Annotated in this window: 24 protein-coding genes and 1 tRNA gene; 17 read left to right on the forward strand and 8 right to left on the reverse strand. The window is 65.7% G+C overall.

Annotated elements, in window-relative coordinates; translation table 11 throughout:
* Nucleotides 1-11 precede the first annotated feature (11 nt).
* The 4 genes from ACLMAJ_RS11165 (at nucleotide 12) to hisI (ending at nucleotide 3,458) form a co-directional block, all read left to right on the forward strand.
* Complete coding sequence (locus tag ACLMAJ_RS11165; protein WP_412013512.1) at nucleotides 12-827, forward strand: inositol monophosphatase family protein; 816 nt, start codon at nucleotides 12-14, stop codon at nucleotides 825-827.
* A 40-nt stretch (nucleotides 828-867) separates the two neighbouring features.
* Entirely contained in the window at nucleotides 868-1,641 is a 774-nt protein-coding gene (hisF, locus tag ACLMAJ_RS11170; protein ID WP_412013513.1) for an imidazole glycerol phosphate synthase subunit HisF, read from the forward strand.
* A 76-nt stretch (nucleotides 1,642-1,717) separates the two neighbouring features.
* A complete protein-coding gene (locus ACLMAJ_RS11175; RefSeq protein ID WP_412013514.1) occupies nucleotides 1,718-3,040 on the forward strand; it encodes a serine/threonine-protein kinase in 1,323 nt (440 codons plus the stop codon).
* Nucleotides 3,041-3,107: 67 nt separating this feature from the next.
* The gene (gene hisI / locus ACLMAJ_RS11180) at nucleotides 3,108-3,458 is read left to right on the forward strand and encodes a phosphoribosyl-AMP cyclohydrolase (RefSeq protein WP_412013515.1); all 351 of its coding nucleotides are present in this window, start codon (nucleotides 3,108-3,110) and stop codon (nucleotides 3,456-3,458) included.
* 6 nt (nucleotides 3,459-3,464) lie between these two features.
* Here the strand turns inward: hisI and ACLMAJ_RS11185 are convergent, their stop codons facing one another.
* From ACLMAJ_RS11185 to ACLMAJ_RS11200, 4 genes are all read right to left on the reverse strand, one after another.
* Nucleotides 3,465-3,905, reverse strand: coding sequence for a MarR family winged helix-turn-helix transcriptional regulator (locus tag ACLMAJ_RS11185; protein ID WP_412013679.1), 441 nt, complete (start codon nucleotides 3,903-3,905; stop codon nucleotides 3,465-3,467).
* A 202-nt stretch (nucleotides 3,906-4,107) separates the two neighbouring features.
* Nucleotides 4,108-4,719, reverse strand: coding sequence for a permease (locus tag ACLMAJ_RS11190; RefSeq protein WP_412013516.1), 612 nt, complete (start codon nucleotides 4,717-4,719; stop codon nucleotides 4,108-4,110).
* 90 nt (nucleotides 4,720-4,809) lie between these two features.
* On the reverse strand, nucleotides 4,810-5,271 hold the full coding sequence (locus ACLMAJ_RS11195) for a peroxiredoxin (protein WP_412013517.1): 462 nt from the start codon (nucleotides 5,269-5,271) through the stop codon (nucleotides 4,810-4,812).
* A 183-nt stretch (nucleotides 5,272-5,454) separates the two neighbouring features.
* On the reverse strand, nucleotides 5,455-5,688 hold the full coding sequence (locus ACLMAJ_RS11200) for a hypothetical protein (protein WP_412013518.1): 234 nt from the start codon (nucleotides 5,686-5,688) through the stop codon (nucleotides 5,455-5,457).
* A 246-nt stretch (nucleotides 5,689-5,934) separates the two neighbouring features.
* Between ACLMAJ_RS11200 and ACLMAJ_RS11205 the strand changes: the two genes are divergently transcribed.
* The 11 genes from ACLMAJ_RS11205 (at nucleotide 5,935) to ACLMAJ_RS11255 (ending at nucleotide 17,417) form a co-directional block, all read left to right on the forward strand.
* Nucleotides 5,935-7,494, forward strand: a complete 1,560-nt coding sequence (locus ACLMAJ_RS11205) for an anthranilate synthase component I (RefSeq protein ID WP_412013519.1) — start codon at nucleotides 5,935-5,937, stop codon at nucleotides 7,492-7,494.
* A complete protein-coding gene (locus ACLMAJ_RS11210) occupies nucleotides 7,491-8,234 on the forward strand; it encodes a TIGR02234 family membrane protein (RefSeq protein WP_412013520.1) in 744 nt (247 codons plus the stop codon). The genes ACLMAJ_RS11205 and ACLMAJ_RS11210 overlap by 4 nt, the downstream gene beginning before the upstream one ends.
* Nucleotides 8,235-8,373: 139 nt before the next feature.
* Nucleotides 8,374-9,192 (forward strand): indole-3-glycerol phosphate synthase TrpC, encoded by an 819-nt coding sequence (gene trpC / locus ACLMAJ_RS11215; protein WP_412013521.1) that lies wholly within the window; start codon nucleotides 8,374-8,376, stop codon nucleotides 9,190-9,192.
* Nucleotides 9,189-10,463: a tryptophan synthase subunit beta gene (gene trpB / locus ACLMAJ_RS11220; protein WP_412013522.1), complete on the forward strand. Its 1,275-nt coding sequence runs from the start codon at nucleotides 9,189-9,191 to the stop codon at nucleotides 10,461-10,463. The genes trpC and trpB overlap by 4 nt, the downstream gene beginning before the upstream one ends.
* On the forward strand, nucleotides 10,460-11,260 hold the full coding sequence (gene trpA / locus ACLMAJ_RS11225; RefSeq protein ID WP_412013523.1) for a tryptophan synthase subunit alpha: 801 nt from the start codon (nucleotides 10,460-10,462) through the stop codon (nucleotides 11,258-11,260). Before trpB ends, trpA begins: the two co-directional genes overlap by 4 nt.
* Before the next feature lie 101 nt (nucleotides 11,261-11,361).
* Nucleotides 11,362-12,573, forward strand: coding sequence for a prolipoprotein diacylglyceryl transferase (gene lgt, locus ACLMAJ_RS11230; RefSeq protein WP_412013680.1), 1,212 nt, complete (start codon nucleotides 11,362-11,364; stop codon nucleotides 12,571-12,573).
* A 209-nt stretch (nucleotides 12,574-12,782) separates the two neighbouring features.
* Complete coding sequence (locus ACLMAJ_RS11235; RefSeq protein ID WP_412013524.1) at nucleotides 12,783-13,364, forward strand: TM2 domain-containing protein; 582 nt, start codon at nucleotides 12,783-12,785, stop codon at nucleotides 13,362-13,364.
* A 188-nt stretch (nucleotides 13,365-13,552) separates the two neighbouring features.
* Complete coding sequence (locus ACLMAJ_RS11240; RefSeq protein ID WP_412013525.1) at nucleotides 13,553-14,305, forward strand: transporter substrate-binding domain-containing protein; 753 nt, start codon at nucleotides 13,553-13,555, stop codon at nucleotides 14,303-14,305.
* An 11-nt stretch (nucleotides 14,306-14,316) separates the two neighbouring features.
* The gene (locus ACLMAJ_RS11245; RefSeq protein WP_412013526.1) at nucleotides 14,317-14,985 is read left to right on the forward strand and encodes an amino acid ABC transporter permease; all 669 of its coding nucleotides are present in this window, start codon (nucleotides 14,317-14,319) and stop codon (nucleotides 14,983-14,985) included.
* 103 nt (nucleotides 14,986-15,088) lie between these two features.
* On the forward strand, nucleotides 15,089-16,507 hold the full coding sequence (pyk, locus tag ACLMAJ_RS11250) for a pyruvate kinase (protein ID WP_412013527.1): 1,419 nt from the start codon (nucleotides 15,089-15,091) through the stop codon (nucleotides 16,505-16,507).
* Nucleotide 16,508: 1 nt separating this feature from the next.
* Entirely contained in the window at nucleotides 16,509-17,417 is a 909-nt protein-coding gene (locus ACLMAJ_RS11255) for an acyl-CoA thioesterase (protein ID WP_412013528.1), read from the forward strand.
* A 1-nt stretch (nucleotide 17,418) separates the two neighbouring features.
* Here ACLMAJ_RS11255 and ACLMAJ_RS11260 read toward each other — a convergent pair whose 3' ends face one another.
* The 4 genes from ACLMAJ_RS11260 to ACLMAJ_RS11275 form a co-directional block, all read right to left on the reverse strand.
* Nucleotides 17,419-17,829, reverse strand: coding sequence for a hypothetical protein (locus tag ACLMAJ_RS11260; RefSeq protein ID WP_412013529.1), 411 nt, complete (start codon nucleotides 17,827-17,829; stop codon nucleotides 17,419-17,421).
* Nucleotides 17,830-17,956: 127 nt separating this feature from the next.
* Nucleotides 17,957-18,577, reverse strand: coding sequence for an arsenate reductase/protein-tyrosine-phosphatase family protein (locus ACLMAJ_RS11265; protein WP_412013530.1), 621 nt, complete (start codon nucleotides 18,575-18,577; stop codon nucleotides 17,957-17,959).
* 286 nt (nucleotides 18,578-18,863) lie between these two features.
* On the reverse strand, nucleotides 18,864-19,376 hold the full coding sequence (locus ACLMAJ_RS11270) for a monooxygenase family protein (protein ID WP_412013531.1): 513 nt from the start codon (nucleotides 19,374-19,376) through the stop codon (nucleotides 18,864-18,866).
* A gap of 157 nt (nucleotides 19,377-19,533) precedes the next feature.
* Nucleotides 19,534-19,620: transfer RNA gene (locus tag ACLMAJ_RS11275), tRNA-Leu, on the reverse strand.
* Between the two features lie 221 nt (nucleotides 19,621-19,841).
* On the opposite strand from ACLMAJ_RS11275, the gene ACLMAJ_RS11280 reads away from it, so the two are divergent.
* Both ACLMAJ_RS11280 and ACLMAJ_RS11285 read left to right on the forward strand, forming a co-directional pair.
* The gene (locus ACLMAJ_RS11280) at nucleotides 19,842-20,459 is read left to right on the forward strand and encodes an ANTAR domain-containing response regulator (RefSeq protein ID WP_412013532.1); all 618 of its coding nucleotides are present in this window, start codon (nucleotides 19,842-19,844) and stop codon (nucleotides 20,457-20,459) included.
* A 239-nt stretch (nucleotides 20,460-20,698) separates the two neighbouring features.
* Nucleotides 20,699-21,895 (forward strand): branched-chain amino acid ABC transporter substrate-binding protein, encoded by a 1,197-nt coding sequence (locus ACLMAJ_RS11285; RefSeq protein ID WP_412013533.1) that lies wholly within the window; start codon nucleotides 20,699-20,701, stop codon nucleotides 21,893-21,895.
* Nucleotides 21,896-21,992 lie beyond the last annotated feature (97 nt).

Genomic DNA, 21,992 nt, shown 5'->3' on the forward strand with positions numbered 1-21,992 from the left:
GCCTGCGACAGATGGCTGCCACCCGCACGAACTCCGAACTGTCGTCCCTGCTGGCCCTCGCGACCGACATCCTCGATTCCGCCAGTGCGCGATTCGTCGAGGGTGTCGGCGCGCCGAGCGCGGTCACCAAGGGCCGCAACGACTTTGCCACCGAACTCGATCTGGAGCTGGAGCGCACCATTTCGGCGCAGCTCGAACAGCGGACCGGTATCGAGGTACACGGTGAGGAATTCGGTGGACCACAACTGACCTCGGGCACCGCCTGGGTGCTCGATCCGATCGACGGCACCTTCAATTATTCGGCGGGGCACCCGCTTTCGGGCATGCTGCTGGCGCTGGTGCACGATGGCGAGCCATTGCTCGGGCTGACCTGGCTGCCGGTGCTCGGGCAGCGGTATGCCGCGATATCCGGCGGCGCTGTGCTGCTCGACGGAAAACCGTTGCCGCCGTTGCCACAGGGCAAACTGGCCGAGGCGATGATCGGCTTCGGCGCGTTCAACGTGGACTCCAACGGGCGCATCCCGGGCCGCTTCCGCTTCGACCTGCTCGGCCCGCTGAGCAGGCTGTCCTCGCGGGTGCGTATGCACGGCTCCACCGGCATCGACCTGGCATTCACCGCCTCCGGAGTGCTCGGCGGCGCGATCGTGTTCGGACATCATCCTTGGGACAACGCCGCCGGCGTCGCGCTGGTGCGCGCCGCGGGCGGCGTGGTGACCGACCTCGCGGGCGAGCCGTGGACCATCACCTCGGGTTCGGTGCTCGCCGCCGCGCCCGGCGTGCACGAAGAACTCCTGGAATTGATCTGCACGGTCGCCGACGAAGCATGAGCCGCAGCAGCACAAGCAGTATCCGAAGAAGGGTGAGCCGATGACGTTGGCCGTACGCGTGATTCCGTGCCTCGACGTCGACGCGGGCCGGGTGGTCAAGGGCGTCAACTTCGAAAACCTGCGTGACGCGGGCGATCCGGTCGAACTGGCCGCCGCCTACGACCTGCAGGGCGCGGACGAGCTGACCTTCCTCGATGTCTCCGCGTCCACCGGCGACCGCGGCACCATGATCGATGTGGTGACCCGCACCGCCGAGCAGATCTTCATCCCGCTCACCGTCGGTGGCGGCGTGCGCACGGTCGAGGATGTCGACCGGCTGCTACGCGCGGGCGCGGACAAGGTGTCGGTCAATACCGCCGCCATCGCCAGGCCGGAGGTGCTGCGGGAGATGTCGCAGCGCTTCGGTTCCCAGTGCATCGTGCTGTCGGTGGATGCCCGCACCGTCCGACAGGGCCAGCCGGACACCCAGTCGGGCTGGGAGGTCACCACCCACGGCGGCAAGCGCGGTACCGGCATCGATGCCGTCGAATGGGCGGTGCGTGGCGCGGAACTCGGCGTCGGAGAGATCCTGCTCAACTCGATGGATGCCGACGGCACCAAGGCGGGCTTCGACCTACCGATGATCCGCGCGGTGCGGGCCGCGGTGACGGTGCCGGTGATCGCGAGCGGGGGAGCGGGTGCGGTCGAGCACTTCGCCCCCGCCGTGCAGGCCGGGGCCGATGCGGTGTTGGCCGCCAGTGTGTTTCACTTCGGCGACCTCAGCATTCCACAGGTCAAGCGGGCTATGCGGGCCGAGAACATCGTCGTCAGGTAGGTTTGCCGACCGGGCTCGCTGGGATGCCTTGGGCTAGGGTTGTGCTCGATTCGGTGTCCGCGATCGGAGGGACCACATGCTGGGTGAAGGTGAGGTATTCGCCGGTTACCGCATCGAACGTCTGCTCGGGCAAGGTGGTATGGGGTCGGTGTATCTGGCCGGGCATCCGCGGCTGCCTCGATCGATGGCCTTGAAGCTGCTCAACCCGGAGTTGTTCAGCGACGACGAGATCAAGACCAGGTTCGAACGCGAGGCGGATCTGGTCGCGCAGCTCGACCATCCGAACATCGTCGCCGTCTTCGATCGCGGTGTCGAAGACGAGCAGCTGTGGATTTCCATGCAATATGTCGACGGCATCGACGCCTCGACGATCGATCGGCGCAAGCTCCCGCCGACGCGGGCGGCTCAAATCATTGCCGAAACCGCGAAGGCATTGGATTTCGCGCACGGCAGCGGAGTCTTGCACCGTGACGTGAAGCCCGCCAACATCATGCTCGCCCGCGCGACCGCGGGCCAGGAGCGAGTGTTCCTCACCGACTTCGGCATCGCCCGCTTGCGCGACGACGCGGGCCATCTCACTCTGACCGGAACCTTCACCGCCACTTTGGCTTACGCCGCACCCGAACAGCTGACCGGCGCCGCGATGGATGGCCGCGTTGACCAATACGCGCTCGCCTGCACGCTGCATTGGCTACTGACCGGTGTCGCGCCCTTCGACGCGCCGAGTCCACCCGCGGTGATTCAGGGCCACCTGCAAGCGCCACCGCCCCGAGTCACCGCCCGCCGCCCTGACCTGCCAGCGGCTCTCGACGAGGTGCTCATTCGTGCCCTGAGCAAGCGGCCCGCCGACCGCTTCGGTTCCTGCACCGAGTTCGCCGAGGCAGTGCATCGCGCACTGCACATGTCGGCCCCACACGCGATGCCCGTGGCAAGCCCCGCCCGGCCGACATCCACCGCACCGCCGATGTCTGTACACCAAGCGGCACAGCCGGGGCCCTACTCGAGCTCCCCTTCGCACTCGAGTCCGCAGCCTTACCCGAGCCCGCAAGCCTCTCCGAGCGCGCATTCGAATCCGGTTGCGCAGCCTTACCCGAGTTCGCCGTCCTACCCGAGCGCGCACCAGAATCCGGTTGTGCAGCCCTACCCGAGCTCCCCGTCTTATCAGAGCCCGCAGCCTTACCCCAGCTCTGCATCTCACCCGAGTCCGCTGCCCTACCAGGGTTCGCAGCCCCACCTCGGATATCCCACTCCGACAAGCCAACCCGGCAGCTTCGCGCCGAACCCCCCGCCGTACGGCCACCGTCCTGCGTCCAACTCCAGCTCGACAAGCACGGTATTGGTCATCGGCGGCATTCTGGTACTGATACTCGTCATCATCGGTGTCGCGCTCCTGGTCTGAGACGCGCGTGACCCGTCCGACCGAATCGGCCGGAAGAGGATGCCGCCGCCCCGTGTATAACGGTGGCATGACTCTCGACCCAGCCATCGCCGCCCGGCTCAAGCGCAACGACGCGGGACTCGTGTCCGCCGTCGCGCAGGAGCGCGGCACCGGTGAGGTGCTGATGGTCGCCTGGATGGATGACGAAGCGCTGGCGCGGACGCTGGAAACCCGTAAGGCGACCTACTATTCGCGCTCGCGCCAGCAGTACTGGGTCAAGGGGGAGACCTCCGGCCACACCCAGTATGTGCACGAGGTACGTCTCGACTGCGACGGCGACAGCATACTTCTGGTCGTAGATCAGGAAGGCGCAGCTTGTCACACCGGCGCGCATACCTGCTTCGACGCGGATGTGCTGCTCGGCGCGGATAAATCCTGAGCGACCCTAGCCATCGTCGTGTTCCGGCACGGCAGGCGCACCCTCGCCGTGGCTCAACGCATCGGCGAGCTGGGTCGACAAAACCTCGCCGAGATCGGCCAGCTCCGCTGTCTGGTGCTGGTCGAGTCCGTCGAAGACCAAGTGGCGCACGGCATCCTGATAGCCGGGCGCTGCCTCTATCACCTTGGAATAGCCCGCATCGGTGAGCACGGCCTGCACGCCGCGTCGCCCGGTGGTCGCTGAGCGCTCGGCCCAGCCCATCCGTTCCATCTTCGACACGACATGCGACAGGCGTGATAGCGATGCATTTGCTTTGTGGGCTAGGTCACTCATCTGCAGGCGATGGCCCGGTTCTTCGGACAAAAGGGTGAGTACCCAGTATTCGAAGTGCGTGACCCCGGACTCGCGCTGCAGCTGAGTATCCAACGCGCCTGGCAGGCGGGTCATCAGCGCCACGATCGCACGCCAAGCTCGTTGTTCGACCGGATCGAGCCACTTCGTCACTGGTTGCCTTCTCTCGAGCCAAGTGACGTGTTTTTGTTAGTGAGGCTAGCGTTTTATTGAAAGTCATGTTCACCGTCACCCGCGACCACGAGTTTGCCACGACTTCGCTCGACCGTCATGGAGTTGCTGTGTGACGTGAGGTCACTCACATGCCGTCGTGGCGTCGCGGCGTGGTGTCCGTCGTCAATTTCGGTGCAGGGGGCGCACCCGGCTGTGGTGGCGGAGCCTGCGTCACCGGCTTTGCGGGATGCTTGCGCCGCCACCCGCGTCGGGTGACGATGAACACCGCGAGCAGGAAGACGATGAATGCGGCGATGGCGCCGACGAGCGTGGCGCCGCGAAAGGCGGGCGCGTCGACATCGAGAATTCGCTGCCCGGCGTGGGCGGCGCTGTTGTCGCCGAGCACGATGCTCAGCGTCATCAGATTCGGAATCGCGGCGAGCACCGCGAGCACACCCGCGGCGCCGGCGATCACCTTTCCGGCGCGGCGACGCCACACGAGCGCTGCCAGCATCAGCAGGAAAAGCGATATGGCAGTGAACAATCCGCCGTAGACAAGACCCCAGCCGATGCCTTTGCTGAAGCTGCCGCTCACCATGTCCGCCAGGCGCTGTGCCCACCACCGCGGGATGAACGCGGCAAGGATGAAATAGGCGACGACCAGCACCACGATGACCGCCAGGCCGCCGAGAATTCGCGTGCGCCACGTGGCCAGCGTGGATTTCTGCCCGTCCGACCGAACCTCGCTCGAAGTCATGAATTCAGCGTATGCCGGGGGATCGGCCGCAATGCGACCATCGCCTCGGCGTTTCCGAGACGGTCGTCTCGGAGGTCGGCGGTGCGCGGCCTACTGCACCTGGTCGCGCAGGAACTTCAGCGCCTCGTCGGCATGCGCATCGGCGCGCAGCTCGCCGGTGATGATTTTGCGGACGGTGCGGTCGGGATCGATGACGAAGGTGTGCCGCTTTACCGGTGAGAGCTTGGCGAGCAGGCCGCGCTTGACGCCGAACTGTGCGGCGACCACGCCGTCGACGTCCGAAAGCAGCGGATAGCCGAGATTTTGTTTGGTGGCGAAGCCGGCCTGAGTGTCGACGTCGTCGGCGCTGATGCCGACGGGCGAGGCGCCCGCGGCGGCGAAATCGGCGGCCAGATCGCGGAAGTGGCAGGCCTCGGCCGTACAGATCGGAGTGTTCGCGGCCGGGTAGAAGAACAGCACTACCGGACCGTCGGCGAGCAGCGCGTCGAGCGAACGGGGCGTTCCGGACTGATCTGAGAGCTCGAATTGCGGTGCGAGCTGGCCAATCTTCATATCGGGGACAGTACCGGGCGGTGCGGCGGTGTGGTGTGCCACGGTGCGTGCCCGACCCGATCCTGGTCTCCCAGTTCTTCTACCCTGTCGCCCACCGACGAGCCGGGGTTCGATTGTCGGATTCCGGCTCGCACTGGATCGACGGGGGAGAAGTCCGGGAAGACGCGGACGGTAGACCGGTCCCTATATGCCGATGAGCGCGGCGACTTCGGGGTTCCTGATCTCCATGACATCGAGAATGCCGTGCGCGCGCAGGAACGGCTCGAGTTCCTTGATGCGGTCGCTGTGTGTGGCGTACTCGTCCGGAAAGTGGTGCTTGTCCAGCGCTTCCAGTGCCTTCACGTAGGTGACGAAGGACGCTAGGGCGCTCAGCGGTGTGGAGCTCTGTGATCCGCCCAACGAGTTATGGCCGATCATCCGTGGGGATTGTCCAAGCATGCCTGACCCGGCAGCGTGCCGACCCTCCGGCACAACCGGGTGCGAGGGGTACATCAGTTGTCTCCTCTCGAAGTGGATACCGCGTGCGACGTGGAACGCAGCGAGTGTAATGACGCCCGCCATAACCCCTGGATCCACATCCGAACCGGACGGGTGGTTTACAGGCGCGCTCGGCCCGCGAAGGGTGGCTGCGCCGGTGTCGTAGCGGCCTGGGATGATGATGCAATGCCTGGCGCGTCGACTCCCACTACCACGACCCGCGAACAGTTCCACCAGCTGGCCGCGGAGCATCGAGTGGTTCCGGTGACCCGAAAAGTGCTGGCGGACTCCGAGACTCCACTGTCGGCCTATCGCAAGCTGGCAGGCGATCGGGCCGGTACCTTTCTGTTCGAATCCGCGGAGAACGGGCGCTCCTGGTCGCGCTGGTCGTTCATCGGCGCGGGCAGCCCCTCGGCGCTGACCGTTGTCGACGGCGCGGCCGCCTGGCTCGGCAATATCCCGGTCGACGCGCCGTCGGGCGGCGATCCGCTCGTCGCGCTGCACGAGACCTTGGAACTGCTGCAAACCGAACGGCTGCCCGGCCTGCCCCCGCTGACCGGCGGCATGGTCGGCTACCTCGGCTACGACGCGGTGCGCAGAATCGAACGACTGCCCACCCTCGCCCTCGACGACCTGGAACTGCCGGAGATGGTGCTGCTGCTGGCCACCGATCTCGCGGCGTTCGATCACCACGAGGGCGCGATCACCCTCATCGCCAACGCGGTCAACTGGAACGGCACCGCGGACCGGGTCGACGAGGCCTACGACGACGCCGTCGCGAGGCTGGACCGGATGACCAAAGCGCTCGCCGCGCCGTCGGAGTCCACCGTGTCGGTCTTCGACCGGCCCGAGCCGGATTATCGGCGTCGGCGCACCACCGAGCAGTTCGGCGCAGGGGTGCGCCGCCTCATCAAGGAGATCGAGGCAGGCGAGGCGTTTCAGGTTGTGCTGTCGCAGCGCTTCGAAATGGACTACGACGGCGCTCCGATCGACCTGTACCGCATGCTGCGCGCCTCGAACCCGAGTCCGTACATGTATCTGATGCACATTCCCGACGGCGAAGGCGGCACCGCGTTCTCCATCGTGGGCTCCAGCCCGGAATCCCTGGTGACCGTGAAAGACGGTGTGGCGACGACACATCCGATTGCGGGTACCCGGTGGCGCGGCGCCACCGAGGAGGACGATCTACTGCTGGAGAAGGGGCTGCTCGCCGATGAGAAGGAGAACGCCGAGCACCTCATGCTCGTCGATCTCGGTCGCAACGACCTCGGCCGGGTGTGCCAGCCCGGCACCGTTCGGGTCACCGAGTACCGGCACATCGAGCGCTACAGTCACGTAATGCACCTGGTTTCGACCGTGTCCGGAAGGCTCGCGCCGGGCAAGATCGCCCTGGACGCGGTGCGCGCCTGCTTCCCGGCGGGCACGCTCTCTGGTGCGCCGAAGGTGCGTGCGATGGAACTCATCGAAGAGCTGGAGCCCACCCGCCGCGGCGTGTACGGCGGCGTGGTCGGCTACCTGGATTTCGCGGGCGACGCGGATACCGCGATCGCCATCCGTACCGCGCTGCTCAAGAACGGCACCGCCTACGTCCAGGCGGGCGCGGGCGTTGTCGCGGATTCTGATCCGGATTACGAGGACGTCGAATCCAGGAACAAGGCGATGGCGGTACTCAAGGCGATCGCGGCCGCGAAGACAGTGCGGACATACGGCACCGAGCCCGGAAGCGAGAACGGCAGCGCGGGATGAGTGAAGTGGAACCGAACGCCGAGCAGCCCGCTGCCGAGGAGGTCGTGCTCGACTCGGCGGCTCCCCGGCGCAAGTACCCGATCGGCGCGATCGTGTTGCTGGCGATCGCGGCGGCCGCGCTCTGGGGTTCATCGCGGCTCACCTGGGTGACCGTGTCGTCCACGGACGGACTTACCGAGCCACGCACCGATCACCTCAACGGCGGTGTCTGGTTCGGTGCGCTGACCCCGTTGGCGCTGGTGCTGCTCGCCGCGATCGCGGCGGTGCTCGCCACCCGCGGCTGGCTGCGCCGGATGTTCGGGGTGCTGATCGGCCTTGTCGCCGCCGTGACGGCGGTGCCTGCGTTCGCCCTGCTGTCCAAGTCCGGCGCGACCGCGGCTCGCGCCGCCACCCTGGCCGAGCTTCCTGGTCGCGCGACCGTGACCGAAGTGGTCACGGCGCCATTTCCCGCTGTGCTCACGCTGGTGGGCGCGCTGGCGGCCTTTACGGCAGGGGTACTGCTCGCCAGGATGCCTCAGGAGGTCGCACAACTGTCCGGCAAATATGACAACCCGGTCTTCCGACGGGCCGCCGCCACCGACGAGGTGACTCAGCGCCGGACGGAAGATGCTGCTGCCGGTACGAATTCGGCCTCGGGGCAGCTTTCCGAGCGCGTGTTGTGGGACGCGCTGGACGCCGGAACCGACCCGACCGAGGAGGCCGGAGCGCTGAGCGATGATCAGGGCAAACATGTCGATTGAGGTGTCTGGGCAGGTCCCGACAAACCCCGGCGCGAGAGCGCAGCAAGCAGCCATTTATTCTTTGTCAGCATCGGTGAGACAACGCCTGGGGGGATTCTCAGGCAGCAAGTTGCGTCTCCCCAGAAAGGATTCGAGCCAGATGACGGTACTCGACTCGATTCTCGACGGGGTCCGCGCGGATGTCGCCGCTCGGGAAGCCCTCCTGGATTTTCAGGCAATCAAGGCAGCGGCGGCGGCGGCGACCTCGCCGCTCGACGCCCGCGCCGCACTCCTCGAGGACGGCATCGGCGTTATCGCCGAGGTCAAGCGGGCCAGCCCGTCCAAGGGGGAGCTCGCCGACATCCCGGACCCTGCCAACCTGGCCAAGTCCTACGAGGACGGCGGTGCGCGCATCATCAGCGTGCTGACCGAGCAGCGCCGTTTCCACGGTTCGCTCGACGACCTCGACGCGGTCCGCGCCACGGTGAGCATTCCGATTCTGCGCAAGGACTTCGTTGTCGGGCCGTACCAGATCCACGAGGCCCGCGCGCACGGCGCCGACGTCATTCTGCTGATCGTGGCGGCGCTGCCGCAGGATGTGCTTTCCTCGCTCATCGACCGCACCGAATCGCTCGGCATGACCGCGCTTGTCGAGGTGCACACCGAGGAAGAGGCCGACCGCGCACTCGAGGCCGGTGCTTCGGTGATCGGTGTCAACGCACGCAACCTCAAGACACTCGAGGTGGATCGGGACGTGTTCGCACGCATCGCGCCCGGTCTGCCCACCGAGGTCATCCGGATCGCGGAGTCCGGTATCCGCGGCACCGCCGACCTGCTGGCCTACGCCGGTGCCGGCGCGGACGCCGTGCTCGTCGGTGAGGGCCTGGTGACCAGTGGCGATCCTCGTGCCGCTGTTTCCGAACTGGTGACCGCGGGCACCCACCCATCCTGTCCGAAGCCTGCGCGACGGGGTCGGTGACCGTAGTGGCGGCATTACCGGAGGCCAGTGCGGGCGTCGCCCACAAAAGCACCCATGAGCCCGATCTCGGCGGCCACTTCGGCGTCTACGGCGGCAGGCATGTCCCCGAGGCGCTGATGGCGGTGATCGAGGAGGTCACCGCCGAGTACGAGAAGGGCAGGCTGGACCCCTCGTTCCTGGACGAGCTCGACCGGTTGCAGCGCGACTACACCGGCCGTCCTTCTCCGGTGTTCGAGTGCACCCGGCTCGCCGAGCACGCCGGCGGCGCCCGCATCCTGCTCAAGCGCGAGGACCTGAACCACACCGGCTCGCACAAGATCAACAACGTGCTCGGTCAGGCGCTGCTCGCCAAGCGCATGGGCAAGACCAGGGTCATCGCGGAGACCGGGGCAGGCCAGCACGGCGTCGCCACGGCCACCGCGTGCGCGCTGCTCGGCCTGGAATGCGTCATCTACATGGGCGCCGTCGACACCGCACGGCAGGCGCTGAACGTGGCCCGCATGCGGCTGCTCGGCTCCGAAGTGGTGTCGGTGCGCACCGGCTCGCAGACACTCAAGGACGCCATCAACGAGGCGCTACGCGACTGGGTCTCCAACGCGGACGACACCTACTACTGCTTCGGCACCGCGGCGGGCCCGCACCCCTTTCCGGTGATGGTGCGCGACTTCCAACGCGTCGTCGGCCTGGAGGCCCGCGCCCAGGTGCAGTCCTCGACGGGACGGCTGCCCGACGCGGTCGTCGCCTGCGTCGGCGGCGGCTCGAACGCGATCGGCATCTTCCACCCGTTCCTCGACGACGCGGGTGTTCGGCTTGTCGGCTTCGAGGCGGCCGGTGACGGCGTCGACACCGGAAGGCACGCGGCAACTTTCGCCGGCGGCACGCCGGGCGCCTTCCAAGGCGCCTACTCGTACCTGCTGCAGGACGAGGACGGCCAGACCATCGAATCGCACTCCATCTCGGCAGGTTTGGACTACCCGGGCGTCGGCCCGGAGCACGCCTACCTCAAGGACATCGGGCGCGCCGAGTACCGGCCGATCACCGACGTCGAGGCGATGGACGCGCTGCTGCTGCTCAGTCGCTGCGAGGGCATCATTCCGGCGATCGAGTCCGCGCACGCGGTGGCCGGTGCGCTGCACCTGGGCAAGGAACTGGGCAAGGGCGCGATCATCCTGGTGAATCTGTCCGGTCGTGGTGACAAGGACATGGACACCGCAGCGAAGTGGTTCGGGCTCTTCGACGAGGCTGACGCCGACAAGGAGACCGATAAATGAGTCAGCAGTCCCGCCTCGCCAACACCTTCGCCGCGTGCCGCGCCGAGAACCGTGCCGCGCTGGTCGGCTACCTGCCCGCGGGCTTTCCCGACTTGGCGGGCTCCATCGAGATCGTCCGCGCGATGGTCGAATCCGGTTGCGACATTGTCGAAGTCGGCGTCGCCTACTCCGATCCGGTGATGGACGGACCGACCATCCAGGCGGCAGCCGAGCAGGCGCTGCGCGGCGGCGTCCGGGTGCGCGACGTCTTCTCGGTGGTCGAGGCGATCACCACGGCAGGCGGTAAGGCCGTCGTGATGAGCTACTGGAACCCGGTGATGCAGTACGGCGTCGACAAGTTCGCGCGCGATCTGGCCGCGGCGGGCGGTACCGGCATCATCACCCCGAACCTGATCCCGGAGGAGGCCGACGACTGGTTCATCGCCTCGGCCGCACACGACCTGGATCGAATCTTCCTCGTCGCGCCGTCCTCCACCGAGGAGCGACTGGTGAAGACCCTGGAGGCCAGCCGAGGGTTCATCTACGCGGCATCGACCATGGGCGTCACCGGCGCACGCGACGCGGTGTCCTCCGCGGCGCCCGCACTGTGCGCCCGGATTCGCACCCACTCCGATATCCCGATCGGTGTCGGACTCGGCGTGCGTTCGGGCGCGCAGGCGGCCGAAATCGCTTCCTACGCAGACGGTGTCATCGTGGGCTCGGCGCTGGTTAGCGCCGCTGCCGAGGGACTTGCCGCGGTGCGCGCACTCACCGAGGAACTGGCCGAGGGCGTTCGGTCCGCCACCGTATCTTCGTAGCACCGCACTGAACCCCGTCGCAACGCTCCGCTACGGTTGGCCCCGTGACATTACGAGTCCTCGCGGACAGCGTCCTGAGCAATGGTGCCGTCACCGCTGATGTGCTGGCCTACATTCCCAGCCCCGCACAGGGTGTGTGGCAGATCGGGCCGTTCCCACTACGGGCGTACGCCCTGTGCATCATCCTCGGCATCGTCGTGGCCATCTGGTGGGGCGAGCGGCGCTGGCGCGAACGTGGCGGTCAGCCCGGCGCGATCCTGGACGTCGCGATGTTCGCGGTGCCCTTCGGCCTCGTCGGCGGCAGGCTCTACCACGTAGCCACCGACTGGCAGAAGTACTTCGGCGCCGACGGCCATCCGATCGACGCGCTGAAGATCTATCAGGGTGGCCTCGGCATCTGGGGTGCGGTGTTCCTCGGTGGTGTCGGTGCCTGGATCGGCTGCCGGGTGTACCGAATCCCGTTGCCGGCCTTGGGTGATGCGATCGCGCCTCCGATCCTGCTCGCGCAAGCGATCGGCCGCCTCGGCAACTACTTCAACCAGGAACTCTACGGGCGCGAGACCGACCTGCCGTGGGGTCTGGAGATCTATCTGCGCTTCGACGACGCCGGCAGGCTCGACCCGATGAACGGCGTCTCCACCGGCGTCGTCGACAAGGTCGTGCACCCCACGTTCCTCTACGAACTGCTGTGGAACCTGCTGATCGTGGTGCTACTCGTCCAAATCGACAAGCGCTATCGAATCGGTCATGGCAGGCTCTTCGCGGCTTATGTCGCGGGCTACTGTGTCGGCCGCTTCGTGGTTGAGCTGATGCGCGACGACGAGGCAACCAAGATCGCGGGCATCCGGATCAACTCGTTCACTTCGGCGCTGGTCTTCCTGGGTGCGGTCGCCTATTTCGTCTTCGCGACGAAGGGCCGCGAGACCGCGGAGCAATTGCAACCGAGCACCAAATCTCGTCCATGGCCCTGGCAGATCGCAGCCCTGCGTGCGGCAGCAGCCGAGCCGGCCGGCGCGGACACCGCGCACACAGCCTCGGACAGCGACGCTGCCCCGGACGGCGACACCGACGGAGCCGCAGGGGCGACCACGGCCGCCGACACGGAGAAGTCCGCCGGGCTGGACAAGGCCGCGGAGCTCGAGGAGCCTACCGAGGCGGAGGAGTCCGCCGATCCCGCGAAGACCAGCGACGCCGCGAAGTCCGTCGAGTCGGACGAACCCACCGCGCTGGATCAGTCCACCGACTCAGCGCAGCCCACAGGGTCGACGGCGGGCACTTCTCCCGAGAAAGCCTCCGCACCCAAGAAGAAGTAGCCCACAGTTCCGCGAGACAGGCAACGTCTGAGGCACCGCCCGCGATTAGTACGAGACGAGCGACATCGGTCGCTGGACTGCACAGCCAGGGCGACAAACGATGTCGATGCGGCAAGAATGTCTCGTGATCGTCGCGGTATCGCCCGCTCGGCAGATCGCAAGGCCGGGAGCCAGTACAGGGTGCCCGCCACGAATGAGGAGGACATTTAGTGACCGACCCTTACAACCCAGGACCGCAGTACGGCCCGCCCGGTACGGGGCCGGACCTGAACAAGTCGTCCGAGCCCGGCCAGCCGCAGTACCCGAGCCAGCCGCAGTACCCGAGCCAGCCGCAATTCCCGAGCCAGCCGCAGTACCCGAGCCAGCCGCAATTCCCGAGCCAGCCGCAGTACCCGCAGGCCGATCCTTACGCACAGCAGCAGTATGGCCAGCCCGCCGATCCGTACGCCCAGCAGCAGCCGGGCGGCTATGGGCAGCCGGGGGGTTTCCCACCCGCGCCGTACCAGCAGCCGCAGGGGTACAACCCGAACGATCCGGAGGCGCCCTACGGGCGTGACCCGTTCGGTGTGCCCTTGTCCGACAAGCAGAAGCTGATCGCGGGCCTGCTGCAGATCTTCCTCGGCTCGTTCGGTGTCGGCCGGTTCTACACCGGCTACACCGGCATCGCCATCGCGCAGATCGCGGTCACCTGGCTGACCTGTGGCATCGGCGCCATCTGGCCGCTGGTCGACGGCATCATGATGCTGGTCGGCAAGGTGCCCGACAGCGACGGCCGTCCACTGCGCGACTGAATTCGCTCGTTTTTTCATCGCATCAGGCCGCCGCACCTCATCGGTGCGGCGGCCTGATCTGTATTTCGGGTAGTAAAACCATACCGATCACCAAGATAGCGATACTGTTCCACGAAACGGTCCGCCCGTATCGTGGGCAGATCTGTGTTTCGTGTGTGGGTACCCCACGCACCTAAGAGAGGTATTTCGTGCGTCGCAAGTTGTTCGCCGCCGCCATGCTCGCCATCGTCACCGCCACTGCGCTTTCCGCGTGCGGCAGTGACGACCCGAACGTGATCAAGGTCGGCACCGAAGGTACCTACTCCCCGTTCAGTTACCAGGGCTCCGATGGCAAGCTCACCGGTTACGACATCGACGTGATCGAGGCCGTCGCCGAAAAGCTCGGCAAGAAGATCGAGTTCGTGCAGACCCCGTGGGACGCGATCTTCGCTGGTCTCGAGTCCAAGCGCTTCGATCTGATCGCCAACCAGGTGACGATCAACGACGAGCGCAAGGTCAAGTACGCGCTGTCGCAGCCCTACACCGTCTCCGAGGGTGTGATCGTCACGCGTACCGACAACAACGCCATCACCACGCTCGCCGATCTGAACGGCAAGACCTGCGCCGAGGCGGTCACCACCACCTGGGCCAAGGTCGCGACGGACGCGGGCGCGAAAGTCGAAGGCGTAGAAGGCTTCGTGCAGGCCATCCAGCTGCTGAAGAACGGGCGCGTCGACGCCGTTGTCAACGACACCCTCGCGGTCGCCGAGTACACCAAGAAGACCGGCGACACCAGCGTGAAGGTCTCCGGCAAGGTCGGCAAGAGCAGCCTGCAGGCCCTCGCCGCCCGTAAGGGCGACCCGCTGATCGATGACGCGAACAAGGCGCTCGATCAATTACGTGCCGAGGGCAAGCTTGCCCAGATCTCCGAGAAGTACTTCGGCACCGACGTCAGCAAGTAGCGGCTACCGCCATGGATGCCGCTACGCGGGAACTCATCTGGCACAACCTGTGGCCGATGTTGCAGGCCACGATCAGCAAAACCATTCCGTTGACGACCATCAGTTTCGTCATCGGGTTGGCTATCGCGCTGTTCGTGGCTCTGGCACGGATGTCGCCGTTGTGGCCGGTCCAGGCTGCGGCCCGGTTCTATATTTCGATCATTCGGGGTACACCGCTGCTGGTGCAGCTGTTCATCGTGTTCTACGCGCTGCCGCAGTTCGGAATCGTGCTCGACCCGTTTCCCGCGGCGGTGATCGCCTTCAGTCTCAATGTCGGCGGTTACGCGGCGGAGGTAGTGCGCGCGTCGATTCTCAGCGTCGCCGACGGACAATGGGAGGCCTCGCAGGCGCTGGGCCTGTCGTATCCGACGATGATGCGAATGATCATCCTGCCGCAGGCCTCTCGGATCGCGGTGCCGCCGTTGTCGAACACGTTGATTTCGTTGGTGAAGGACACCTCGCTCGCCTCGACCATTCTGGTGACCGAGTTGCTGCGGACCGCTCAGATCGCGGCCGCTCCGACCTTCGATTTCTTCGCGCTCTACGGCGTCGCGGCGATCTACTACTGGATCATCTGCCTGATCCTCGGTTTCGGGCAGACCCGGCTGGAAACGCGGCTGAGCCGTCACGTCGCGCGATGACCGCGCGTTCGTATGTTCCCCCAATGTTGTGTGCAAATTTTTCACCGAGGTTTCACCTAGGCCACGACAAGACCAGTACACCTGGCGGGACTAGGCTCTACCCGTGATGCGACGGACGAAGATTGTGTGCACCCTCGGCCCGGCCACTGCCACCGAGGAACGTATTCGAGAACTCGTCGAGAGCGGCATGGATGTGGCGCGGTTGAATTTCAGCCACGGCGAACACGCCGATCACGCCGAGAACTACAAGAAAGTGCGGGCCGCTTCCGACCACCTCGGTCGTGCGGTCGGCATTCTCGCTGATCTGCAGGGCCCGAAGATCCGGCTCGGCCGGTTCATCGAGGACCGCACGGTGTGGGCGACGGGTGAAGAGATCCGCATCACCGTCGACGACATCGTCGGCACCCACGACCGTGTTTCGACCACCTACAAGGAACTTGCCAATGACGCCAAACCGGGTGACCGGTTGCTCGTCGACGACGGCAAGCTCGGGCTGACTGTCACCGGCGTCGATGGCAACGACGTCATCTGCCGGGTGACCGAGGGCGGACCGGTCAGCAACAACAAGGGCGTTTCGCTGCCGGGCATGGACGTCTCCGTGCCCGCGCTGTCGGAAAAGGACATCGAGGATCTCGAGTTCGCACTGAAGCTCGGCGTGGATTTCATCGCGTTGTCGTTCGTGCGCTCGCCCTCGGACGTGGAGCTCGTGCACGACATCATGGACCGGGTCGGCCGCCGCGTGCCGGTGATCGGCAAGCTGGAGAAGCCGGAGGCCATCGACAACCTCGAGGCCATCGTGCTCGCCTTCGACGCGGTCATGGTCGCCCGCGGTGACCTCGGTGTCGAGTTGCCGCTCGAGCAGGTGCCGCTCGTGCAGAAGCGGGCCATCCAGATGGCGAGGGAGAACGCGAAACCTGTCATCGTCGCGACCCAGATGCTGGAGTCGATGATCGAGAACTCGCGCCCGACACGGGCCGAGGCCTCCGATGTGGCGAACGCGGTGCTCGACGGCGCCGACGCGGTGATGCTGTCGGGTGAGACCTCGGTCGGCGCCTACCCGATCGAGACGGTGCGCACCATGGCGCGCATCGTGCACGCGGTGGAGACCGAATCGACACGGGTGCCACCGCTGACCCACGTGCCGCGCACCAAGCGCGGTGTCATCTCCTACGCGGCCCGCGATATCGGCGAGCGGCTCAACGCCAAGGCGCTCGTCGCGTTCACCCAGTCCGGTGACACGGTGCGCCGTCTGGCCCGGCTGCATACCCCGCTGCCGCTGCTTGCGTTCACTCCGCTGCCGGAGGTGCGCAGCCAGCTGTCGATGACCTGGGGCACCGAGACCTTCATCGTGCCGATGGTCGACACCACCGACGCGATGATTCATCAGGTCGATGTAGCACTGCTGTCGATGGAGCGATATCAGAAAGGTGACCTGGTGGTAATCGTCGCGGGCTCCCCGCCCGGTACCGTCGGATCCACCAACCTGATTCACGTGCATCGCATCGGCGAGGAGGATCATTAGAGTGGGAGTTTCCCTAGGTGGTGCCGTCGGCGTCGGTTCGACGTCGGCGGAGGGGGCTGATCTGCGGGTGCTGCTCGAACTGCTGGATCTGGAGCAGGTCGACGAGGATGTCTTCGTCGGTCAGCATCCGGAGAAGGTGTGGAGCCGCACTTTCGGTGGGCAGCTCGTATCGCAGGCGATCATGGCGGCGGGCCGGACGGTCGGCGACCGTCCGGTGCACGCGGTGAACGCGCATTTCGTGCGCGGCGGCGATGTGAAGAAGCCGATCGAATACCGGGTCGACCGCCACCGCGACGGGCGCTCGTTCGCCAACCGCACGGTGACCGCGAGTCAGGACGGCCAGGAGCTGTTCGTCATGCTGGCCGCGTTCCAGGATTGGGGCAAGGGCCTCGAGCACTCCGCCACCCAGCCGGTCGTTCCCGATCCGGAGACGTTGCCGAGGGTGGAGGAGAGCTTCGAGGGCTTGGAAGACAAGCTCGAAATGTTCATCAAGGCCCCGCACCCCATCGATATGCGCTACACCAACGACCCGGCCTGGATCATGAAGGGCACCGGCGAGCGGCTCAATCACAACCGGGTATGGATGCGCACCGACGGCAGGTTGCCCGACGATCCATTGCTTCACGTTGCGACGCTTGGTTATTCGTCGGACACAACGGTGCTCGACTCGATCATCACCACGCACGGCCTTTCCTGGGGCCTTGACAGGATCATCGCGGCGACGGTCAACCATTCGATCTGGTTCCACCGCCCGTTCCGCTTCGACGAGTGGGCGCTGTACGCCACGGAATCCCCGGTCGCCGCCGGCTCCCGTGGCCTTGCGACGGGCAGGTTCTTTTCGCGGACCGGCGAATTGCTCGCCACCGTCGTACAGGAAGGCCTGATCCGCCACTTCCCGTCGCGCGCATGAGCTAGAGCGACTCGCGCTCGGTCTCGAAGTCGAAGCTCTCGCGGCGCTGTACCCGGATGGTACGCGGAATGGCGGGTTCGGTGCGGCCGCACGAGGTTTCCAGCATCAGCCTGCGCTCCAGGGCGGCCAGGCCCGGTGCTGTGAGATCTCGCGCGGCGCCGACCAGGCTCAGTGCGATCTCATAGGTGCGGCGCTCGCCCGGTTCCTGGCCGGGATGATCCAGGCGCCACTGGGTTTGGAGCATCATGTGATCCGGTGTGTCGGCGTCGACCGGCAGCGTGAAGCGCCACGCGAACACCTCACGTTCCTGAAGGTGGTCGTCCACTACGGCGCGCACCGTGTCGACGACGTGCTCGAGGGTTTCCGGTGTCACATAAACATGGAGCGAAACATCCGAAATGCGTTTCGGCATGCCTGATTCCTGTCGTGTGTCGAACCATCAACGGATGTTGTTCGCGGCGAGTTTAAACCCTCGGTACACACGATGGACACAGCCAGGGTCGAATTCACATCGACCCGTTGTCTCCGGCACCCCGGTGTCACGGGATCCGGTGCGCCGCCAGGAATGCCGCGAGCGGTGCGGGAGCTGCCCCGGGCGCGACCACAAGGCCGGGGCGCTGGTCCTCCTGGGGCTTGCTCTGCTCGTGCGGCGCCAGCGTGAGCAGCAGCGGCACCAGTGCCTCGGCGATCCGGTCGCCGACCTCGCAGAAGGCGGCCTCGGACAGGCCGATCGGGTCGGCGATGTTCTCGCGACCGACCAGTGAAAGATTGTGGCGGGCCCCGTGCAGATCGGCAATGCTGCGCGCACCGGTCACCTTGGCTATCCGGTGCGCCTCGAGCAGGGTGAAGGTGCGCGGTCCCGCACCGAAGCCGATCTGCGCGGCCTGATCGCGTAGCTGCTCGGTCATGGTGAGCACCAGATCGGCGCGGTCGATCATCTTGGGCTCGAGGCGGCGCGCGCGGAAGTCGCCGGGGTCGGCGCCGAGACCCGAAATGATTTGCGCCGCGAGCGGTTCCACGGGAAAGCCGACCAGCGCGCGTGTACCAGCGCTTTCCGCGGTGAGGCCCGCGAGGCGGTGTTCGGCAGCGAGGGCGCGGGTGAGCCGCTCGGCGATCACCGAACGGCAAACATTGCCGTTGCAAACGAACAGGACGTGCATGGGAATACGGTAAGACCGCAGGTAACGGTTCAGAAGCGGTGCAGCCCCGAATCACACCGCCCCGAGCATATATTCATCTGCGCGTTGCATGGCGTACACGAAGTACGCCCTCGTATTCGGCAGTTGCTCGAAAGGGCGTTGCCGACCCGTAGTCGGCCCGTCATCGAGTTCTGGGCGTACCCGTGTAGCTACCCGATGCGATGAATTCAATCATGATGTCGCCGACCGATATCGTCAGCTCTGGGAAGCCGAGGTCATGGTGGGCAGACGGGCGGCTGGGAAATCCTCAGTCGGATTCGGTTCCGTAGTAAGCGGATTCGCCGACCACCGGTTCCACTTTCGCGGGCTCGTCGTGTACGCGTCCTCGGGTCGAGAACATTCGCCCGCGCGATGCCACGACGGGCGCGAAGCGCGTGAGCCCATTCGAGGCATTCATATCGTCGTACATCGCGTCGATCCCGCCCCGCATGAAGTAGGCCTCGTGCCAGAACCCGGTGCCGCCCGAGTCACGCAGAAACTTCTGCCACCAATCGCGGTGTGGCGCCGACCGCGTCCACTGCTCCAGGCTGTCGAGGTCCCGCCAGTACTGCCGTGCCCCCCAGTGCGGCGGAAAAAGCGCCCAGATCACGTCCTCGTGCAGCAAAAGCCCATCGGGCTGATCCTTGTGCGACCGATAGAGCTTCGGCCCGAGCCCGAGCAGGCGCAGGATCCCGCGCGGCCGACGCACACGCATGCCCAGGTAGACGACTACCAAGTCCGGATACCCGGACAGATCGACTGTAGTTCTGTTCACCCGCATGCCGGGACCTCCGCAAAACCAGGTGGGTACTGCTCACCTTACGCGGAAACGCGCCATGAGCGGCTGATCGGTTCGACGACGAGCCGCGCCGTCCCACGGTGTGAGTTCGGAAGGGAAACGGCCCGTGCTCGCGATGAGCACAGGCCGCCTGCTTGTTTGGTGCCGATTGTGGGACTCGAACCCACACGTCCTTTCGGACAACGGTTTTTGAGACCGTCGCGTCTGCCAGTTCCGCCAAATCGGCGCACCGGTGGCAAAGCATAGCGGGTGGGTGGCGCGCAACGCCAATGGGTTCCCCTCTGCGGCGCGGTCGGGCGGTTTGCGCTGGGTATATGGGTTCCATGCCGAAGTGAAAGGTACTCTCTACATCACTCGACAGCGCAGCGGTGGCCGATGGGCCGGCACATGGGCCTCGGCCACCCTTCGGCGTGTCGGGACAGGCATCGGAACCAGAGGGGTCTACCTATGAGCAGTACAGCAGGGGGCGCCGGCACGAAGCGCGACGCCGGGGCGAAGCGAGTCGTCGTCGCGGAGGACGAGGCGCTTATCCGTATGGATCTGGTAGAGATGCTGACCGAAGAGGGCTACCTGGTTGTCGGTGAAGCGGGTGACGGCCAGCAGGCCGTCGATCTCGCTGTGGAGCATCGGCCGGATCTGGTCATCATGGATGTGAAGATGCCGCGCCGCGACGGTATCGACGCCGCCGCCGAGATTGCGTCGAAACGTGTTGCGCCGGTGGTGATTTTGACCGCATTCAGTCAGCGCGATCTGGTCGAGCGGGCACGTGACGCAGGCGCCATGGCGTACTTGGTAAAGCCGTTCACGAAATCCGATCTGGTGCCTGCCATCGAATTGGCGGCGAGTCGCTTCCATGAGATCACCGCGCTGGAGAACGAAGTCGCCAATCTTTCCGATCGGCTGGCGACGCGCAAGCTCGTCGAACGCGCCAAGGGTGTGCTCATGCAGACACAGGGACTGTCGGAGCCGCAGGCCTTCAAGTGGATTCAGCGAACCGCGATGGACCGCCGGACTACCATGAAAGCGGTAGCCGAGGTGGTGCTGGAGAACCTGGCCCCGAAGTGACCGTATGAGGTCCTTGGCCGGTCGCGGCCGGAAAATTTACTTCGTTGAAACACATTCGTGAAGAAGAATTCGAAACAATGTCGTTCGCATGACGCGAATGTGATGCGGATCTAACGTGGCGACGCTATGTTCTGACCGGGCCGACGTGGTTGGCCTCCTCGGATTGCCGGGGGAGCACAGAACGTATGAGGTGAGACGTGCTTAGTTCGATATGGCGCAGTCGTTCGACGCGAGGTGTATTGGTTGTCGGTGCCGCGGCAGCACTCGTGCTGACGGGGTGCAGCGACAAATCGACCAACGAAACGGGTTCGTCCGGCACGAACGGTGCAGGGAGCCTGTCCATCCAGCCGGTCGCGCAGGTGGACATCGACGGTAAGCAGGTCCCGACGACCGACCCGGCCAAGGCCGCCGACCCCGCGGGCGACGGTAAGGCAACCTGTCCGGCAGGCACGACGATCGCCTTCGCGGGCGCGCTGACCGGCCCGAACGCGGCTCTCGGCATCAATATCGTCGATGGCGTGAAGCTGGCGCTCGATCAGCACAACAAGGCGAACGCGGGCTGCAAGATCGAGCTCAAGCAGTTCGACACCGAGGGTGACCCGCAGAAGGCCACCCAGGTGATCCCGCAGATCGTCAACGACAAGTCGATCATCGGCCTGGTCGGTCCCGGTTTCTCCGGTGAGACCAAGGCGACGGGCAAGATACTCAGTGACGCGGGCCTGGTCTCGGTGACCTCCTCGGCCACTAATGCCACGCTGACCCAGAACGGCTGGAACACCTTCTTCCGCGGCCTGGCCAACGACGATGTTCAGGGCCCTTCGGTCGCCAAGTACCTGACCGGCACCGCGGGCTACAAGAAGGTCTGCGTCGTTCAGGACAACAGCGACTACGGCACCGGCCTGGCCAAGAGCATCACCGAGGGCCTCGGCGCCGCGGCCGATCCGAGCTGTGCGGCCAGCATCAAGACCGGTGACAAGGACTTCTCCGCCACCGTCACCAAGATCGCGGGCGCCAATGCGGACGCGATCTTCTACTCGGGCTACTACGCCGAGGGTGCCCCGTTGGCACAGCAGTTGAAGTCCGGCGGCGTCAAGGCGGTCTTCGTCGGCCCCGACGGTGTGAACGATCCGCAGTTCCTTTCGCAGGCGGGCAGCTCGGCCAAGGGCGCGACGCTGACCTGCCCGTGTGGTCCGGCTCCGGAAAAGTTCGCGAAGGATTACGAGGCACTCAACGGGCAGGCGGCCGGCGTCTACTCGGTCGAGGCCTACGACCTGGCCACGATCCTGACCAAGGGAATCGATACCGGCAAGGTGACTCGCCCCGATCTGCTCGAGTACGTGCGCTCCTATAATGGTGCCGGCCTGGCGCGCCAGTACAAGTGGAACCCGAACGGTGAACTGTCCAACGCACTGATCTGGATCTACACGGTCAAGTAACCCACGCAACGAAACGCGCAGCACGTATGGGGTTCGCGCGAATCCCCTACGTGCTGCTGTTTCGTGAGTGCGAATTTCGAATGAGGGCGAATTTCGA

Source organism: Nocardia arseniciresistens (assembly GCF_046764875.1).
GTDB classification, from domain to species: Bacteria; Actinomycetota; Actinomycetes; order Mycobacteriales; family Mycobacteriaceae; genus Nocardia; species Nocardia arseniciresistens.

Excerpts from the sequence above, each read along its gene's own strand:
- ACLMAJ_RS11245 (WP_412013526.1), top strand. The coding sequence starts at position 14,317 with ATGGATGCCGCTACGCGGGAACTCATCTGGCACAACCTGTGGCCGATG.
- ACLMAJ_RS11175 (WP_412013514.1), top strand. The coding sequence starts at position 1,718 with ATGCTGGGTGAAGGTGAGGTATTCGCCGGTTACCGCATCGAACGTCTG.
- ACLMAJ_RS11185 (WP_412013679.1), bottom strand. The coding sequence starts at position 3,905 with ATGACCCGCCTGCCAGGCGCGTTGGATACTCAGCTGCAGCGCGAGTCC.
- ACLMAJ_RS11270 (WP_412013531.1), bottom strand. The coding sequence starts at position 19,376 with ATGCGGGTGAACAGAACTACAGTCGATCTGTCCGGGTATCCGGACTTG.
- hisF (WP_412013513.1), top strand. The coding sequence starts at position 868 with ATGACGTTGGCCGTACGCGTGATTCCGTGCCTCGACGTCGACGCGGGC.
- ACLMAJ_RS11205 (WP_412013519.1), top strand. The coding sequence starts at position 5,935 with ATGCCTGGCGCGTCGACTCCCACTACCACGACCCGCGAACAGTTCCAC.
- ACLMAJ_RS11265 (WP_412013530.1), bottom strand. The coding sequence starts at position 18,577 with ATGCACGTCCTGTTCGTTTGCAACGGCAATGTTTGCCGTTCGGTGATC.
- ACLMAJ_RS11165 (WP_412013512.1), top strand. The coding sequence starts at position 12 with ATGGCTGCCACCCGCACGAACTCCGAACTGTCGTCCCTGCTGGCCCTC.
- ACLMAJ_RS11195 (WP_412013517.1), bottom strand. The coding sequence starts at position 5,271 with ATGAAGATTGGCCAGCTCGCACCGCAATTCGAGCTCTCAGATCAGTCC.
- hisI (WP_412013515.1), top strand. The coding sequence starts at position 3,108 with ATGACTCTCGACCCAGCCATCGCCGCCCGGCTCAAGCGCAACGACGCG.
- trpC (WP_412013521.1), top strand. The coding sequence starts at position 8,374 with ATGACGGTACTCGACTCGATTCTCGACGGGGTCCGCGCGGATGTCGCC.
- ACLMAJ_RS11210 (WP_412013520.1), top strand. The coding sequence starts at position 7,491 with ATGAGTGAAGTGGAACCGAACGCCGAGCAGCCCGCTGCCGAGGAGGTC.
- trpA (WP_412013523.1), top strand. The coding sequence starts at position 10,460 with ATGAGTCAGCAGTCCCGCCTCGCCAACACCTTCGCCGCGTGCCGCGCC.
- ACLMAJ_RS11200 (WP_412013518.1), bottom strand. The coding sequence starts at position 5,688 with ATGATCGGCCATAACTCGTTGGGCGGATCACAGAGCTCCACACCGCTG.
- ACLMAJ_RS11190 (WP_412013516.1), bottom strand. The coding sequence starts at position 4,719 with ATGACTTCGAGCGAGGTTCGGTCGGACGGGCAGAAATCCACGCTGGCC.
- ACLMAJ_RS11260 (WP_412013529.1), bottom strand. The coding sequence starts at position 17,829 with ATGCCGAAACGCATTTCGGATGTTTCGCTCCATGTTTATGTGACACCG.
- ACLMAJ_RS11280 (WP_412013532.1), top strand. The coding sequence starts at position 19,842 with ATGAGCAGTACAGCAGGGGGCGCCGGCACGAAGCGCGACGCCGGGGCG.